Source organism: Nostoc sp. (genome assembly GCF_036917395.1).
GTDB lineage: Bacteria > Cyanobacteriota > Cyanobacteriia > Cyanobacteriales > Nostocaceae > Nostoc.
In genome coordinates this window covers 105,851-123,479 of sequence record NZ_JBALDI010000043.1, presented here as the reverse complement: position 1 = coordinate 123,479, position 17,629 = coordinate 105,851, and the positions used below count along the sequence as shown (strand labels likewise).

11 protein-coding genes and 1 pseudogene are annotated in these 17,629 nt (G+C 43.9%); 7 read left to right on the top strand and 5 right to left on the bottom strand.

Annotation, left to right across the window (positions count from 1 at the left end; all coding sequences use genetic code 11):
* Positions 1 to 8 precede the first annotated feature (8 nt).
* Positions 9 to 452: a TOBE domain-containing protein gene (locus V7K46_RS15940; RefSeq protein WP_335114697.1), complete on the top strand. Its 444-nt coding sequence runs from the start codon at positions 9 to 11 to the stop codon at positions 450 to 452.
* A 213-nt stretch (positions 453 to 665) separates the two neighbouring features.
* Here V7K46_RS15940 and V7K46_RS15935 read toward each other — a convergent pair whose 3' ends face one another.
* Entirely contained in the window at positions 666 to 1,085 is a 420-nt protein-coding gene (locus V7K46_RS15935) for an LCCL domain-containing protein (RefSeq protein ID WP_335114695.1), read from the bottom strand.
* 818 nt (positions 1,086 to 1,903) lie between these two features.
* On the opposite strand from V7K46_RS15935, the gene V7K46_RS15930 reads away from it, so the two are divergent.
* Together V7K46_RS15930 and ftsH4 are read left to right on the top strand one after the other, a co-directional pair.
* Positions 1,904 to 2,089, top strand: a complete 186-nt coding sequence (locus tag V7K46_RS15930; RefSeq protein WP_335114693.1) for a DUF2949 domain-containing protein — start codon at positions 1,904 to 1,906, stop codon at positions 2,087 to 2,089.
* A 92-nt stretch (positions 2,090 to 2,181) separates the two neighbouring features.
* The gene (ftsH4, locus tag V7K46_RS15925) at positions 2,182 to 4,050 is read left to right on the top strand and encodes an ATP-dependent zinc metalloprotease FtsH4 (protein ID WP_335114690.1); all 1,869 of its coding nucleotides are present in this window, start codon (positions 2,182 to 2,184) and stop codon (positions 4,048 to 4,050) included.
* A gap of 326 nt (positions 4,051 to 4,376) precedes the next feature.
* On the opposite strand, the gene moeB is transcribed toward ftsH4, so the two are convergent.
* Together moeB and V7K46_RS15915 are read right to left on the bottom strand one after the other, a co-directional pair.
* Positions 4,377 to 5,549 (bottom strand): molybdopterin-synthase adenylyltransferase MoeB, encoded by a 1,173-nt coding sequence (gene moeB, locus V7K46_RS15920; RefSeq protein ID WP_335114688.1) that lies wholly within the window; start codon positions 5,547 to 5,549, stop codon positions 4,377 to 4,379.
* A gap of 141 nt (positions 5,550 to 5,690) precedes the next feature.
* Entirely contained in the window at positions 5,691 to 6,149 is a 459-nt protein-coding gene (locus V7K46_RS15915; RefSeq protein ID WP_335114686.1) for a M67 family metallopeptidase, read from the bottom strand.
* A 171-nt stretch (positions 6,150 to 6,320) separates the two neighbouring features.
* Here V7K46_RS15915 and V7K46_RS15910 point away from each other — a divergent pair, with 171 nt between their 5' ends.
* The 3 genes and pseudogenes from V7K46_RS15910 to V7K46_RS15900 all read left to right on the top strand — a co-directional run bounded on the left by V7K46_RS15910 (position 6,321) and on the right by V7K46_RS15900 (position 13,777).
* Positions 6,321 to 6,518: a hypothetical protein gene (locus V7K46_RS15910; protein WP_335114684.1), complete on the top strand. Its 198-nt coding sequence runs from the start codon at positions 6,321 to 6,323 to the stop codon at positions 6,516 to 6,518.
* 636 nt (positions 6,519 to 7,154) lie between these two features.
* Positions 7,155 to 9,734, top strand: a pseudogene (locus tag V7K46_RS15905) (beta strand repeat-containing protein); the annotation flags it as partial.
* Between the two features lie 1,214 nt (positions 9,735 to 10,948).
* Entirely contained in the window at positions 10,949 to 13,777 is a 2,829-nt protein-coding gene (locus V7K46_RS15900) for a beta strand repeat-containing protein (RefSeq protein WP_335114680.1), read from the top strand.
* Between the two features lie 87 nt (positions 13,778 to 13,864).
* Here the strand turns inward: V7K46_RS15900 and V7K46_RS15895 are convergent, their stop codons facing one another.
* Positions 13,865 to 15,211, bottom strand: coding sequence for a DUF58 domain-containing protein (locus tag V7K46_RS15895; RefSeq protein ID WP_335114678.1), 1,347 nt, complete (start codon positions 15,209 to 15,211; stop codon positions 13,865 to 13,867).
* Positions 15,212 to 15,590: 379 nt separating this feature from the next.
* Here V7K46_RS15895 and V7K46_RS15890 point away from each other — a divergent pair, with 379 nt between their 5' ends.
* A complete protein-coding gene (locus V7K46_RS15890) occupies positions 15,591 to 15,782 on the top strand; it encodes a PepSY-associated TM helix domain-containing protein (protein ID WP_335114760.1) in 192 nt (63 codons plus the stop codon).
* 276 nt (positions 15,783 to 16,058) lie between these two features.
* Here V7K46_RS15890 and argJ read toward each other — a convergent pair whose 3' ends face one another.
* Positions 16,059 to 17,372 carry a bifunctional ornithine acetyltransferase/N-acetylglutamate synthase gene (argJ, locus tag V7K46_RS15885; RefSeq protein ID WP_335114676.1) on the bottom strand — a complete coding sequence of 438 codons (1,314 nt, stop codon included), beginning with the start codon at positions 17,370 to 17,372 and terminating at the stop codon, positions 16,059 to 16,061.
* Between the last annotated feature and the right edge of the window lie 257 nt (positions 17,373 to 17,629).

The following is a 17,629-nucleotide window of genomic DNA, read 5'->3' as shown; positions in this document are numbered from 1 at the left end:
ATATTATTATGCCAAGAAAAGAACAGGGATGGGTCACATTTCAAACCTCAGAGGACGAGCGGAAGATTCTGGAGGAGTTTTGTGAACAGTCTCAACGCACCAAGACTGAGATTCTGCGGGAACTCGTGCGTAGTCTCAATCAGCACTCACCAGCACTAATCTCACCACCAAGTCAACAGGAAAAACAGGAAGATACTTACACTCAAAAGCCTGAGAGAGAAAGTAGTATTCAAAAGAAATCACTAAAAGTTAGCTCTCGCAATATTCTTAAAGGTGTTGTTAAACGAGTTATTTATGGAGCAGTTAATAGTGAGGTGACTTTAGAGATTATTCATAAAGTAGAATTAACCTCTATTATCACCAGAGCTTCCGCAGAAGAGTTGGAACTATCTGAAGGAAAAGAAGCTTATGCAGTCATTAAGTCTAACGATATTGTCATTGCCAGAGAATAAAAAAACATTGATTTTTGGCGTTGGATATTAAGAGAATGAAGTTTCATGACTAACATTTTTAATTTTGGAGAACTGCAAGATAAATTGATTATATTTTGTTTAATAGCTTTGTGAAAGCTAGGATAAACGAGGTCATTTCAACAATTTGATTTTATGTTCCAAGGCAAAGTCGTTGTTTGCCACAGGAATTTTCCAGCGAACGACTGATAGTCATCATCTAACAAAAATAAAACTTCCTCCCCAACTACCGTAGTTTCGGCTGTTCACTCCATTACGCGTCGTCCCATAGTAAGAACCTGCTCCCGGACGAATTCTAATTCTCACTTGTCCACCATTTTTAGTTGTGATTAATCCGGCATGTACAACCGCATTGCAAATTGAGGAATCGTCAGTATAAACGTCAGTGCCCCATACCTTGTAAATATAACCATTTGGTGGGCAAATAAATGCGAAATCTTGGTTTACCCGTCCATGTAGATTTAAGGCATTATCGCCCCACTTTATTTGCTGTAGTGCAGCTAATTGTGTTGTTCTGTGATCCCACAGTTCTGAAGTCTTTGGAGGTTTGGCTAACGCAGAATCGACTAATGCTGTTAACGATATTACAAGCGAAACGAAAATCGGTAATCTCACGTCTAGACTCCTTTCTTAAAAATCACTTAAGTAAGTCGGCGCTAATATTTCAAGCTATGTTGAGAAATTTAAATGTAGGGGAGCCAGTGCGTTGCGAACTTTCCCAAAGTTGTAGCAACTGGTGAACCAGCGCACCCAAGTTGGTTTCCTTTTGTAGGCGACTGGTGTTAGCGTAGCGGTAGCGAGTCCGCGAGCGTCACCCGTTCGCCTTTGACGTCTCCGTCAGGAGAAGGGCGTTGCCTTGTCGCCAAGCACCGCACCGTTAACAATTCAAAATGCGTTAGTCTACGGCATAACACACCCTACTTCTACTTCCAATTTATATTTTTTTATATACATTGAATTTTTCTCACCGACTTAATTAGATATTCATATGAATATCTAAACAGTGTCAATATGCAAGGTGTAATTCTGGTAAAGTTTTTACGTCACTGAACAACCCATCATAAACACATCACTTTCCAGATTGTATATATCTATCTAAAGATAGAAATTATTGGTGAAAAATGAACATCACACGGGGATTTATCTTTACGTCTCCAATATCTGCGTTTTCTCTCATTTCGAGTAGTTTTAACTCTTTGAGTACGGTAAACCGTATTTGCTCGTTAGTTCCCAAAGATTAATTTAATTGTTAAGTTTAGTTACATAAATAAAAAAAGACTGTAACCATTGCTAGATAGGAGAATTTATGAGAAGTGGTAGTATCCTTAACAATCAAGACAAACTGAACAACTTTGTGATGCAGCTTAGACATTACATCACACAAGTCAAGCTCTCTCAGAAATAAGACTTATTTAACATTGTTTAACATTACTATGACAGCTACAGATCAATTGGTGCATTTTTTAGAGGAGGAGTTGGGTATTTCTGATGGAGCAATTTCTCTTGCTTTGCGACATTGTGAGCAGACCCCCAACTTTCTAGCCATGACTCTCTGGCAGTATGGGCTGGTAACACTGGATCAGTTAGCCCAAATTTTTGATTGGTTGGAAACAGTATAAGCTGCTTCAACTATTCGGATGGTAAATATGCCGATTTTCGCAGAAAGTCACATTCTTAACAGTTTTCATTCTAAGGATTGGTAACAACATTTATGGCAATTAAAGAACAGCCTAAGTCACCTCGGTTTCGGATCATTGCTAATATATTGCTGGCAGTATCAGGGCTATTCCTGCTCTTAAATTTATTTTTGCCTGGTTTATTTGCTTCTGGTCCTGCTGGCGTTCCCTATAGCCTATTTATTCATCAAGTACAAGAAGGGGAAGTCAGCCGCGTTTCCGTTGGTCAAAACCAGATCCTTTACCAACTAAAAACAGAAAATGCCGAGCCGGGCCAGGTGTTTGCAACTACACCAATCTTCGATTTAGAGTTACCCAAACTGCTAGAACAAAAAGGAATTGAGTTCGCTGCTACACCTCCACCCAAGAATACTTGGATTACAACCCTCTTGAGTTGGGTGATTCCACCACTGATTTTTATTGGCATTTGGCAGTTCTTTCTCGCCCGTGGTGGTGGTGGCGGTGGTCCCCAAGGTGTTCTCTCCATTGGTAAGAGCAAAGCTAAGGTTTACGTTGAAGGTGAATCAGCTAAAATTACCTTTGCAGATGTGGCTGGGGTAGAAGAAGCAAAAACTGAGTTAGTGGAAATTGTGGATTTCCTCAAGACTCCAGGACGCTTTACGCAAATTGGCGCTAGGATTCCTAAAGGTGTGCTGTTAGTTGGCCCTCCAGGTACAGGTAAGACACTTTTAGCGAAAGCCGTAGCAGGAGAAGCAGGAGTTCCATTCTTCAGCATTTCTGGTTCGGAGTTTGTGGAACTGTTTGTTGGTGTGGGTTCTTCCAGAGTGCGGGATTTGTTTGAACAGGCAAAGAAACAGGCTCCTTGTATTGTATTCATTGATGAATTAGATGCGATCGGTAAGTCTCGTAGCAGTAACGGCTTCTACGGTGGTAACGATGAGCGGGAACAGACCCTCAACCAATTACTAACAGAGATGGACGGGTTTGCAGCTGGGGATGCAACGGTAATTGTGCTAGCAGCTACCAACCGCCCCGAAGTACTAGACCCGGCATTGCTGCGTCCAGGCCGCTTTGACCGCCAAGTATTGGTAGACCGTCCCGATTTATCTGATCGTGAAGCAATTCTCAAGATTCACGCTCAAAAGGTAAAATTAGGAGATGATGTCAATCTAAAAGCGATCGCCACTCGTACTCCCGGTTTTGCTGGCGCAGATTTGGCAAACTTGGTGAATGAAGCGGCATTATTGGCAGCTCGCAATCTCCGTGAAAGTATTGCTCAAGAAGACTTTGCCGAAGCAATTGAGCGGGTAGTCGCCGGTTTAGAGAAAAAGAGTCGCGTGATGAACGAGACTGAGAAAAAGATTGTTGCATACCATGAAGTTGGTCACGCAATGGTCGGGGCGCTAACAACAGGAAACGGACGTGTAGAAAAGATTTCGATTATTCCCCGTGGGATGGCAGCTTTGGGCTACACTCTGCAATTACCAACTGAAGACCGCTTTTTGATGAATGAAGATGAATTACGCGGTCAGATTGCGACTCTATTAGGTGGACGTTCCGCCGAAGAGGTTGTATTTAATAGTATTACCACAGGTGCTTCCAACGATTTGCAACGAGCTACTGACTTGGCAGAACGGATGGTAACAGCCTATGGTATGAGCAAAGTCTTAGGGCCATTGGCTTACCAACAAGGACAACAAGCGATGTTCCTGGGTAATGGTGCAGCTAATCCCCGGCGGGCGGTGAGTGAAGACACATCCAAAGCTATTGATAGTGAAGTCAAGGAAATCGTGGAAACAGCCCACGAACAAGCCCTAAATATTCTTAGAGAGAATCGAGACTTGCTAGAAGCGATCGCTACTCAACTCTTAGAAACAGAAGTCATTGAAGGGGAAAAACTGCACAGTCTGCTGAGTCAAGTTAAACGTGTAGCTCATTCATAATTAAGAAAGTCAGGTTTTAAACACAGAGGAACGCAGAGATGAACTTTGCGTTCTTTTGCATTAAACCTCTGCGTTCCTACCCTTCGGGAAGGCGAAGCTGCCTATGCGTTTGAGAAATGCCACTTATAGCAATATTTAATCTTTAGCGAAAGTGGGCTGTGCATTTTTAACCTGAGTTCAATCAACCTCTCCCTGACTTCAACTAAACTTCAAGTCTTTCCCTCTCTGAGTCGGAGAGGGACGGTTTTGCGTAGTAAAACCAGGGAGAGGTCTTTTGATTCCGCTGATTAGGCGAACACCATATAACCCCTCGAACTTACCTTTTTTTAATACTCCGGAACTGACGGATCGATTTCTTTACTCCAAGCGGTAATTCCGCCTTTGACATTCGTCCCGACAATCCCGGCTTCCTTGAGGATGGCGAGGGCTTTTGCCGATCGCCCGCCCATCTTACAATGAGCAATTAAGCGGTGACCGTTCAACATTTCCTTCACCTTAGCAACGCCATTGCCATTTTCAATCTCTGGTAAGGGCACCAAGACTGAACCAGGAATCTTAGCAATGTCGTACTCATGTGGGTTGCGGACATCCAGCAGTACAAAATCCTTTGCACCGCTATCCAGCAATTCCTTCAAATCCTTGACGGTCATTTCTTGACTTTCCATCTGCTGTTTTGCCTCCTCTGCCTTAGCTTGTGGAATTCCGCAGAATTGTTCGTAGTCTATCAGTTTTTCAATCACTGGGCGAATCGGGTTAGGACGCAGCTTCAACTCTCGGAATTTCATATCTAAAGCGTTGTATAGCAGCAACCGTCCGCTCAAGGTGTTACCTTTTCCCAGAATGATTTTGACAGTTTCAGTTGCCTGGATTAAACCAATAATTCCTGGCAAAATTCCCAATACGCCACCTTCTGCACAAGAGGGAACCATTCCTGGTGGTGGCGGTTCTGGGAAAAGGTCACGATAATTTGGCCCACCTTTGTAGTTAAATACACTAGCCTGCCCTTCAAACCGCAAAATTGAACCGTAGACGTTGGGCTTGTTCAGCAATACGCAGGCATCGTTAACTAGATATCTGGTAGGGAAGTTATCAGTACCATCTACCACTATATCATAAGGTTGGAGGATTTCCAAGGCGTTTTCGGAACTCAGGCGAGTTTCGTAGAGATCAACCTGACAATAGGGGTTAATCTCGTGAATGCGGTTTTTTGCCGATTCAATTTTGGGTTTACCTACCCAGGATGTACCGTGGATTACTTGGCGTTGCAGGTTGGAAGTATCAACAATATCGAAATCAACAATCCCGATGCGTCCAATACCCGCCGCCGCCAGATATAAAAGTAGTGGTGAACCTAGTCCACCTGTACCGATACACAGTACACTGGCAGCTTTTAGGCGCTTCTGTCCTTCTAGTGCTACTTCCGGCAAAATCAGGTGTCGGGAGTAGCGTTCGTAATCGTCTTTAGTCAACTGGATTTCATCCAGATTGGGATTGAGCATAGTAGTTATCATCTGGGAGAGCGGGAATATTAATCCTATCGAAAAACTGTATCTTCATAGGATATAGAGAGTGGGGAAGACGAGTTTTCATCCGTGATGGCAGCGAAAACCACTACGAGTGACTATCTTTAAACTAAGCCGTTAAATTATATTTTCAATTGCCTCTGCTTGAAACTGATGATGATCATCAAGGCTCCAGCTTTCGAGTTCTCCAGCTTTGCCGTTTTGGACGGAAACTATTATATACGAGTATCCCTGCCAAGCGTATAGGCGATCGCATTCTGAAGGGATAGCAGGATGATCTGGGTGGGAGTGAAAAATGCCGATAATGTTCAGTGAGCGATCGCGTACTTCCCTTTGTGTTTTTAGCATAACTTCGGGTGCGATCGCATATTGTCGTCTTTTACTTTCTGCTGTGCGTTCCCCTGGAAACTCAGCAGCCGCTTCTGTATTCCAGGCATTTTCTGTTGGCATGACTTCTACCACAATTTTGCCACCATTAGCCAGATAGCCTAAAATTATACCGCAACACTCGTCAGGGTAAGTGCTTTCGGCATGAGTACGGATGGTTTGCAAGTGTTCTTGGCTAAGTCTAATCATCTCTGCATTTGTAATTTTGGTAACCTATAGCGATTCTTGCTTAAATATTAAGATATTGTCAGGCGATCAAGATTATAGTTGCAGCCACGCCCAACCCAGGTGTTAGCGTTGGCATAGCCTCTGGTAGAGAAGCTTATCGTACCCCTACGGGAATGTTGCTACGCATAGCAGATGCACCAGAAGCGATCGCAGCAGTCAAAAGTAAAAGACGTTGCATATTTGCGGGATGAATTGGCGGCTAGAACCAGTGAAACTTTGTTCCGCATTAAACAAAATCATCCCGTGATTCAGCAACGCCAAGTAAAAATATATATTTTGTATTACTCCTTCAAATATTTGCCTACTGCTTTCTGCTTTGTTATTGCCTAGAAACTAAAAGAATATGAAGAATACACAAAGTTCAGTATTTATATATAGACTTATCGGTCAATAATGTAAAGAATATGCAAAGATGCTGATTTCAACATAGACATTTAAGTAAAATATAGACTATGTATTTATTTTGAGACTATTGAGATATGATGTTCTCTATTTTCAAGCTAGACACCCACACAGAATAGCCTACAAGGAGGGCAGAAAAATTTCTTTCCTAAGCAAGAGTCAACTGTGACTATTTTCTCTTTTAGTAAGACTTAAGCATTGGCAAAAAAACCAAATATGAAGGGTGAGTTTTAGGCATTCAATTGTGAGATTTTTTGATGCTTGTTCAGTGATTTCTACTGAACAAAGATGATTAATTTAGCCTGAAATCACCGATTATCGTGAATATACACGCTGATTAATTTGTACAGTGCTTAAGACTTAGATAGTTTGAGATAGTTAGCAATGCTACGTAAAAGCCTTTTCATGAGGTGAATCTTCCAGAAATATTACTGTTCCTCAAGGGTGACGGATAAAGTATGCCGAAAACATCAAATTGAGGCGAATTTTTCTGCCGGAAAATAGCACTTACAGCAGGTTGAGAACTGAAGTTACTGGAAAAATCGATTTAGGTAGGTAAAAGTTATGGCAAATATCATTGGAACCAAGGGTAATGATACCCTAGTGGGTAGTAATGGCGCGGACACGATTAAGGGTCTTGCAGGCAACGATACCATCACAGGTAACGAGGGTGACGACACTTTGACTGGTGGTGGCGGCAAGGATACATTTGTTTACGACTACAATTACGACGGCAACTATGACACTGATACCATCACTGATTTCAATGGCGTAGGTAAAGGAACAAACCCGACAGCAGCAGTAATTGCCGAAGTGGACACCCTAAAATTCCTTGGTGCAGGCTTGACTGCCCGAAATCTGCTGCTCACCCAGAATGGCAACAATCTGGAAATCACCTTTGAAGCGGTACCATATACCAAAGTCATCCTGAAAGATTTCAAATTAGAAGACTTAGATAATCTGAAAGCTTCTGGTACAAGACCAGCTATTGGCAATATCCTGTTTGATGGGCAAACTAACATTACCGATAGTTTTGATGTCCTAAATGCCAACTCCACTGATCCGAGCATTGGCATCAAGAACACGGTGACCTTCCTCAATGACCTGGACAATAACATTACGGGTTTAGACAACTCAGATGATGTAGTGAATGGTCAGGGGGGTAATGACAAAATTGACGGTTTGAGTGGCAACGACTTGCTGCGGGGTGGTACGGGGAATGATACTCTCATTGGTGGTACGGGCAATGATACTCTCATTGGTGGTACGGGGAATGATACTCTCGTTGCTGGTACGGGGAATATGTTTGACTTGAATGCTAGCGATTTAACAGGCGATAACCTGCTGTCTGGGGGCGATGGCAATGATTTTCTTTCAGCCTTTGGCAACTACGACTCCAATACATATGGAGGAGATGTCTATTTTGCCTCTGGCAATAACACCCTCAACGGTGACGCTGGTAACGATGTATTAGGTCTTAACTATTCAAAAGGCGATAACCTGCTGTCTGGAGGTGATGGCAATGATTCTCTGTTTGCCTCTAGCAACACCTCAGGAAATAATACTCTCAACGGTGGTGCTGGTGACGATAACTTGAATGTTGACTATTCAACAGGCGATAACCTGCTATCTGGGGACGATGGCAATGATTATCTCTCTGTCTCTGGCTTCCAGTACTACTCTATCGTTGGTGCCTCAGGCAATAACACCCTTAACGGTGGTGCTGATGATGATTACTTGACTGCTGACTATTCAACAGGCCATAACTTCCTCTCTGGAGGCGTTGGTAATGATACCTTGAATGTTAACGCTTCAAAAGGTGATAACGTACTTAATGGTGGCGATGGCAATGATTCTCTTAGTGCCTCTGGCAATCCTACCAGATACGGCGTTGTTAACTCTTTAGGCGATAACACCCTCAACGGTGGTGCTGGTAACGATACATTAGATATTGACTTTTCAGAAGGCGATAACCTACTCAATGGTGGCGATGGCAATGATTCTCTCATAGCCTCTGGCTACGCTGACTATAACGCAGGATTCTCCACCGCTTTTGGCAAGAATACCCTCAACGGTGGCGTTGGTGATGATACATTGAATATTGATAATTCAACAGGCAATAATCTGCTGGATGGAGGTGATGGTAATGATTATCTCTCCGGTTCTGTCTACTACCGCAACGACTACGACCAAAGTTTTCATTTTGTCACATCAGGCAATAACACCCTCAACGGTGGTGCGGGGAACGATACATTGAATATTGACAATTCAACAGGCAATAACCTGCTCTTTGGAGCCGATGGCAATGATTCTCTTAGTGCCTTTGACGCCTCTGGCAATAACACCCTCAACGGTGGTGCGGGGAATAATACTCTCATTGGTGGTACAGGTAATGACTACCTCGATAGTGGTACTGGTAACGACCTGCTGCGGGGTAATGCGGGAAATGATACTCTCATTGGTAGTGGAGGTACTAACACACTCAACGGTGGCGCTGGTGACGATTACTTAAGTATTAACTCTTTGGGTTCTGACTCTTTTGATGTCTTTAATCTGCTCTCAGGGGGCGATGGTAATGATTCTCTATTTTCCTCTTTTTCCAATGGAGCAATCGGCTCCGGTTTAAACACCCTCAACGGTGGCACTGGTGACGATTACTTAATTGTTAATGGTCCTACTGGTGGAAACATCCTTAACGGGGGTGATGGAAATGATTATCTCTCCGTCTCTGGCTTCTCTAATTCTAATTATTATGGTAACACCCTCAACGGTGGCAATGGGAATGATACCCTCACTAGTGCCAATGGCAATGATATCCTGGTAGGTGGCAACGGTAATGATACCTTTGCCTTCAGTAGTTACAATGACAGCGTTAATAGTATTAATGACTTCAACGCCACTAATGACCTGATTCAGGTATCGGCTTTTGGTTATGGTGGCGTGTTATCAACACCTTCACTTCCGAAAAGTCAGTTTACCATCGGAACATCTGCAACGACCACTGCTCAACGATTTATCTATGACAACATTACAGGTGCGCTGTACTATGACCAAGATGGCAGTACGGGTGCATTTACTCAAGTAAAATTTGCACAATTATCTGCTGGATTGTCACTAACCAACAATAATTTTGTGGTTGTTTAATCATAATTAGCGTTCTTTTATCACTAAGCGGCACGCAATGGGAGGTTCTATTTTAAGCACCTCCCATTAGATTGTTGAATACAATTACTGCTAGCAGAGAATAAATGTTGGATTTTGTTCCTCAACTTTGGGCATGGGTGTGGATAGTTTAAAAGTGTTCATGTCTGCGCTCATAATTTTGGTAACCTATAGCGATTCTTGCTTAGATAGAAAACATTGCCAGGCGTAGGCGTAGCCCGCCGCAGGCATCGCTTAATCTTGATCATAGCCGCATCTACACCCAACCCAGGCGTTAGCGTTGGTATCGCCTCTGGTAGAGAAGCTTACTTACCATACCCCTACGGGGATCTTGCTACGTGTAGCGTTCCGCAGGAAAGGTATCGCTGCGATCAAAAGTCAAATATGTATTTTTTGATCAGTCCTTCGAGCATTTGCCTGCTGCTTTCTGCAAATAAATAATTGCCTATAAACTTTAAAAATGTGAAGAATAGACGAAGAGAAGTACTAATATATACTTGTCGGCAAATAATATCAAGAATATGTAAAGATTCTGCTGAAATCAGTATAAATGTCTAAGTAAATACGCTAGTATCTAGTCATTATCGGGTTATTTAAATGTTCCCTATTTTCAAGCTAGACACCCAGGGGCAATAGCCCACAACGAGGCTATAAAAATATCTATTCTCTATTAAGAGTTAATTGTTTGCTATTTTGAAGACAGTAAGACTTAAGCATTGATAACAAAACCAACTATCAAGTATGAGTTTTAGGCATTCCAGCTTGATTTTTCGAGGTTTTTTCAGCGAAGGCTGGTTTACAGCTATTTTCAGGCAAATAGACCACGCGGTAGGGGCGCAAGGCCTTGCACCCCTACGACAGATGTGGTTCAAATACATGGAAACTGCTGTAAGCTATGCCGAAGTTACTGAATCAAGGATAATTAAAAAAAGCCTGAAACTATGTATTTGACTAGAATGCACACGCTGATAATTGTGTACGGTGTATAAGATTTAGATAGTTCTCAATAGTTGGCAAGTGTTATTTACAAGCCATTTAAAGGGTGAATCTTCGAGAAATATTACTGATCCTTAACGGTGAAGTTAAACTATGCCGAAAATGTCAAATTTTGGCGAGTTATTTGTTCCCTAAAACAGCACTAACAGCAGATTGAGAACTTTAGTTACTGAAAAAATCGATTGAGGTTGGTAAAAATTATGGCAAATATCATTGGAACCAACGGTAATGATATCTTACTGGGCGGTAACAGCGCGGATACGATTAAGGGTCTTGCAGGCAACGATACCATCACAGCTAACAAGGGTAACGACACTCTGATTGGTGGCGGTGGTAAGGATAAATTTGTTTACAACTTGGGTGACGGTACTGATACAATCACCGATTTCGCTAGCATTGGTAAAGGTGTAAATCCCACGGCAGCAGTGATTGCCGAAGTGGATACCATCAAATTCCAAGGTACTGGCTTAACTGCCCGAAATCTGCTGCTTGCCCAAAATGGCAGCAATCTGGAAATCACCTTTGAAGATGTGCCTGATGCCATAGTTATCCTAAAAAACTTCAAATTAGAAAACTTGGAGAATTTGAAAGCTTCTGGAACAACACCAGCTATCGGTAATATCCTGTTTGATGGGCAAACTAGCATCACCTACAGCTTTAATATCTTAGATGCTAACTCTACTGATCCGAGCATCGGCATCAAGAACACGGTGACTTTCCTCAATGACCTCTCTAACAATATTACGGGTTTAGATAACTCAGATGATGTCATCAATGGTCAGGAGGGTAATGATAAAATTGACGGTTTGAGTGGCAACGACTTGCTGCGCGGTGGTACGGGGAATGATACTCTCATTGGTGGTGCGGGCAATAATACCCTCAACGGTGGTGTAGGTAACGATGACTTGAACGCTAACAGTTCAACAGGCAATAATCTGCTCTCTGGAGGCGATGGCAATGATTCTCTCTCCGTCTCTGGTTACCAGTACACCAAATACCCAGATGGCGGCGACCTTCGCTCGGCTGGCAAGAACACCCTCAATGGTGGGGCTGGTGAAGATAACTTGAGTGCTAGCGGTTCAACAGGCAATAACCTGCTCAATGGTGGCGATGGCAATGATTCTCTCTCCGTCTCTGGCTACTACCAAGGAAATCCTTACTTCAATAATGACTCTCGCTCGTCTGGCAATAACACCCTCAACGGTGGTGCTGGTAACGATACCTTGAGTGCTAGCGGTTCAACAGGCGATAACCTGCTCAATGGTGGCGATGGCGATGATTCTCTCTCCATCTCTGGCTACTACAGCTACACCCCCTACGAAGATCCTTACGAACCCCGCGACCTCTCCACCACATACGACTCTCGCTCGTCTGGCAATAACACTCTCAACGGTGGTGCAGGTAACGATAACTTGAATGCTAGCGGTTCAACAGGCGATAACCTACTCTCTGGGGGCGATGGCAATGATACTCTCTCTGCCTCTAATGCCTCTGGTAATAACACCCTTTATGGTGGTTATGGGAATGATATCCTCACTGGTGGCCGTGGCAAGGATAAATTTGTTTACAATTTGGGCGACGGCACTGATACTATCACTAATTTCAGTGGCATGGGTAAAAGAACCAACCCGACAGCAGAAGTCATTGCCGAAGTAGATACCATAAAATTCCAAGGTGCAGGCTTAACTGCCCGAAATTTACTGCTCACCCAGAATGGCAACAATCTGGAAATCACCTATGAAGATGAGGCTGATGCTAAAGTCATCCTGCAAAACTTCAAACTAGAAAACTTGGAGAATTTGAAAGCTTCTGGAGCCAGACCAGCTATCGGTAATATCTTATTTGATGGGGAAACTAGCATTATCGACAGCTTTAATGTCCTGGATGCCAACTCTACTGATACGAGCATCGGCATCAAGGACACAGTGACCTTCCTCAATGACCTCTCTAACAATATTACGGGTTTAGATAACTCAAATGATGTCGTTAATGGTCAGGGCGGTAATGATAAAATCAATGGCTTGAGTGGCAACGACTTGCTGCGCGGTGGTGCGGGGAATGATACCCTGATTGGTGGTGCGGGGAATGATACCTTGATTGGTGGTACGGGTAATGATACCCTGATTGGTGATAACCTCCTTTCTGGGGACGATGGCAATGATTTTCTTTCCGTCTCTGGCTACTACAGCTTCGTGTACGTAAACGACTACTACGACTCTCGCTCGTCTGGCAAGAATACCCTCAACGGTGGCGCTGGGGACGATAACTTGAGTGCTAGCGGTTCAACAGGCAATAATTTGCTTTCTGGTGGCGATGGCAATGATTCTCTTTCTGTCTCTGGCTCCTACGGAGGAGATCCCTACGCCTTTACGGACTCTCGTTCGTCTGGCAATAATACCCTCAACGGTGGTGCTGGTAACGATACCTTGAGTGCTAACGGTTCAACAGGCGATAACCTGCTTTCTGGTGGCGATGGCAATGATTCTCTCTCCATCGCTGGCTACATCGAATCCTTTCCCAGCGGAGATCCGTACTCACAACGCAACTCAGGCAGCACAATCGACTCTCACTCGTCTGGCAATAACACTCTCAACGGTGGTGCTGGTAACGATACCTTGAGTGCTAGCGGTTCAACAGGCAAGAACCTGCTGTCTGGGGGCGATGGCAATGATATCCTGACAGGTGGTTTTGGTAATGACACCCTCTATGGAAATAATGGTACTGATACCTTTGCTTTCAATAGTTACAACGAAGGTGTTGATCGTCTTTATGACTTCAATGCCACTAATGAAATCATTCGGGTATCAACTGCTGGTTTTGGTGGCGGGTTATCTATAGGTTCACTTTTAGCTAATCAGTTTACCCTTGGAGCATCTGCAACGACGATCGCTCAACGATTTATCTATGATAATTCTACAGGTGGACTGTACTTTGACCAAGATGGCAGTGCGGGTGCATTTGCTAAGGTACAGTTTGCACAACTATCTGCTGGATTGTCACTAACCAAAAACAACTTTTTGGTTGTCTAATCCTGATTATAACTCTTTCATCACTTTAGACATGGATTGTGAGGTGCTTACAAGAGCACCTCGCATTCGATTCATGAATGCAATTAACTAAAGCTGATTTCGCGCTTTGAGTTGCAGATATCGCTCAACTAACTGATCGGCAATTTGATTTGCTGGTGCATCTAGTATCAATACACCTTTTTGTTTCAACTGAGCAAATGCTACTTGTCGTTGCATTAATAAATCGAGTGCCACTGCACGGGCATAAGCATTTGTAACATCATCTGTGAAGGTGTGTGCCAGACGATCAACTTGCGGATCTCGCAGAGTAACGCAAAATGGGAGATAGCGGGGTGCTAGCTTGGAGAGTGCGGACAGGAGTTCTGTAGAAGCGGTGACATCAACTAAGTCGGTAATCACCACTACCAGCGCCCTGCGAGTTTGACGTTGCACAACATTTGTCACCGCCCCCAAATAATCAGATTCAAATAACACTGGTTGAATTGGAGTCAGGCGATCAATTAGCTGATTCAAATGATGTTGACCACGTTCTGGGGGAATCCACGTATGCATCTGGCGGTCAAATACACCAATACCCACGCGATCGCCTCGATGTAACCCCGCCAAAGCTAAGGACAAAGTTGCATTCAAACCCCAGTCAAATCGCTGCAAATTCTGCACTTTTGCTGTCATTAAGCGTCCGCGATCAAGCAATATCAGTAAAGTTTGTTCCTGTTCTGGTTCCAGAACCCTCACCAGTGGCGTTGCATTCCCATAGGCCCCAACCCGACGGGCGGTAGCTTTCCAATCAATAAACCGTAAATCGTCACCAGTGCGATAGTTCCGCAGTTCGGCAAACTCTGTACCAATACCAGTTTGGCGAGATTGGCGGATTGATCCTGATGATTGCAGTGTCAGACGAATTGTGAGCGATCGCAACCCCACTAAATCAGGATAAACTTTCACTGGCAGACTTTGGGGAATTTGCCAATCATCCCAAGCTAATCCCCAAAGTCCCAACTGTCGGACTTGAATATTTCCCCAAGGAAACTCTCCCCGCTGTGTTGGGTTGACGGTATACGTCAATTCTTGGGTGCTGTTACTCTTAACAATAGCCCGGAGTGCGGGTGCAGATACGCCAAACCCTGTTGGGTAGTAATCGCAGATTTCAATTAAGGCGTTGGCATTTGGCGATGTTACTTTTAGGATCACCGGATTATCCCGCCCAATCGATAATCGTGACGGTAATTCGCGGCTAATTTGCACGCGAGAACGCCGCACCCGTAAACCATCTACAACCATCAATCCGAGAACGATCGCATCAAATAGCAAAGTGATGGCGATCGTTGCTCTAATGCCGAGAAATAAGGATAGGATCGGGGCGTAGGCGTAGCCCGCCGTAGGCATCGCTATACCCAAAACCAACAATAAATAAACTCGTCTGGAAGGAACCATTTTTTCGAGTGAGAAGTTAGGAGAATGACGATTAGCTTAACCTACGTCATCATGGGCAAAGCAGTTAAAGAGGAAGTCTAGGACAATGTCGGTAACTGTCAAATTGCGGTTTTGCATAGCGTTTGGGAATTAAAAAGCTTAATAGCAATCCTAAATCAAACGCGCAGAAACAAGATCCTTATGCAGCGCTTAGGAGAATTTATTTTCCAAATAAACCAGAAGAAGTCTTAACGTTTAGCTTTAAGCTACCTCAAGAAACTGAGGACTACGGTCAAAGTACTGTTTATCTTGACCAATATAGTGGTAAAGTTTTGCGAGTGGATAGTTCTTTGAAAATGTCGTTAGGCGATGTCTAGCGACATTTTCAAAGCGGCTACGCATTCTCAACTCTTTTGGCCCTTTACACTTCGGTACTTTCTGGGGACTGCCATCCCGAATTTTCTACGTCTTCGTTGGGCTTGCACCATTAATTTTGTTCATCACTGGTTTTGTGATGTGGCGATATCGCTATCGGGCAAAAACTGTAGTTAGCGATTCCACAATACAAATGTCACACTCAGGTCGAAATTAACTGACAATTGAAATTGTGATGAGCAAAGCGCCCAAACATGGAAGTTCTTCCAAAGACTAGGCAGGGGCTACCTAATATCTGCATAAACTACTCCAGATAGAGGATACGCACGACCAATTCAAGGTTACGCCGCACAAGTTGGGGACGGTATGTAGGACTCAGATGTTCATCAATTTAAAATTTAAATTCGGTAAATGCAGCAGTGAAGGGTGTTGAGAATTTGAGTTCCTTGAATAGGGACTTAGGGTTAGCAAGTTGTAAACAAGTCGGAGTAGTTCATGTTGTGTACTCGGCGTTAATCTTCACGTAGTCATAACTCAAATCACAACCCCAAGCTTTACTTGCACCATGACCGTTGCCAACGCTGACTGCAATGATCACCGGATTATCTACTCGTTGAGCCTTGATAGTGCTTCTATCAAAGGATAAATCATTACTATTATTGGTGGCAATGAAGTCTTTGGGCAGGGAAGAATCAGCAGCAGTTTGTTTTAAATAAGCGCTTGCTGCTGCACGATCAAAGATTAAAGGTTGCCCATTTTCTAACATTAAAAAATTTCCTAACTTAATTTGCAGGTTTTCTTGCTCAAAGGGCACACCTGCACGTCCAGCAGCAGCGGCGATGCGTCCCCAGTTGGGGTCACGTCCAAAGATTGCAGATTTAACTAATGATGAGCCAGCGATAGTTTTGGCTATTTGCCGGGCTGAGAGTTCATCGTGGGCCCCTGTTACTTCCACTTCAATTAGACAGGTTGCGCCTTCACCATCACGAGCGATCGCTTTGGCTAAATGCTGACAAACTGCTGTTAACATGGCTTCTAATTTCTCTGATTCTGCGCCCAATTCTGTAATTGCTGGGGTGCGAGATTGACCATTTGCCAAGGCGATTAAGCTGTCGTTAGTACTGGTATCACCATCCACAGTAATCGAATTAAAGCTTCTATCAGCTGCTCTTGCTAACATCTGCTGCCAAAGAGTTGATGAAACCGCTGCATCACAAGTGACAAATGCCAGCATGGTTGCCATGTTGGGGTGAATCATGCCGGAACCCTTGGCAATACCGCCAATTCGTACCGGGCGATCGCCTATAGTTGTCTCTAGGGCAATAGATTTTGTTACCAAGTCTGTGGTGATAATCGCCCCGGCGGCAGCATCTGATCCTGTTTCTGATAGTGCTGCTATTACCTTGGGAATCCCGCTTCGCAAAGCATCCATCTTAATTCTTTGACCAATCACGCCAGTGGAAGCCAATAACACAGATTCAGATGGGATGTTCAGTGCTTGGCCTACTGCCATAGCCGATTCTAGGGTATCAAGGTAACCTTCAGTCCCTGTAGCGGCGTTTGCTTGTCCAGCGTTGCAGAGGATGGCACGAGCGCTATGTTTGGCTTGCAAGCGTTGGCGACAATATTCTACGCAGGCAGCTTTAACTTGGCTGGTGGTGAATACACCCGCTGCGATCGCTTCCACCTCTGAGAATATCAAAGCTAAATCTGGCAACCCGGAAGGTTTCAACCCTGCGGTAATTCCCGCCGCCTGATACCCCCTTGGTGCTGTGATGCCACCTCTTATTTTTTGCCAATCTGCCATTATTTTTCCTTACAACTATCAGGTTGGATAGGTCAACCCCTTTGGGGAATTCAAAATTCAAAATGACGCTCGCAGACTCGCTAACGAGCGAAGCCATGCCGCAGGCTTTACGCTGCGCTAACAAAATTCAAAATTAAAGTATTTCTACTTGTTGTGAGTTGATTTACTGATGGCAATAATAATGCACGAGTTGGCGATTAGCATAATTGTTTTTACCTTTCTTATGACGAAACACAAAAGCGAAAAAGGAGAGCCAT

Coding starts and splice junctions, on each gene's coding strand:
- V7K46_RS15940 (WP_335114697.1), top strand. CDS start 9: ATGCCAAGAAAAGAACAGGGATGGGTCACATTTCAAACCTCAGAGGAC.
- V7K46_RS15930 (WP_335114693.1), top strand. CDS start 1,904: ATGACAGCTACAGATCAATTGGTGCATTTTTTAGAGGAGGAGTTGGGT.
- ftsH4 (WP_335114690.1), top strand. CDS start 2,182: ATGGCAATTAAAGAACAGCCTAAGTCACCTCGGTTTCGGATCATTGCT.
- moeB (WP_335114688.1), bottom strand. CDS start 5,549: ATGCTCAATCCCAATCTGGATGAAATCCAGTTGACTAAAGACGATTAC.
- V7K46_RS15915 (WP_335114686.1), bottom strand. CDS start 6,149: ATGATTAGACTTAGCCAAGAACACTTGCAAACCATCCGTACTCATGCC.
- V7K46_RS15910 (WP_335114684.1), top strand. CDS start 6,321: ATGCACCAGAAGCGATCGCAGCAGTCAAAAGTAAAAGACGTTGCATAT.
- V7K46_RS15900 (WP_335114680.1), top strand. CDS start 10,949: ATGGCAAATATCATTGGAACCAACGGTAATGATATCTTACTGGGCGGT.
- V7K46_RS15895 (WP_335114678.1), bottom strand. CDS start 15,211: ATGGTTCCTTCCAGACGAGTTTATTTATTGTTGGTTTTGGGTATAGCG.
- argJ (WP_335114676.1), bottom strand. CDS start 17,372: ATGGCAGATTGGCAAAAAATAAGAGGTGGCATCACAGCACCAAGGGGG.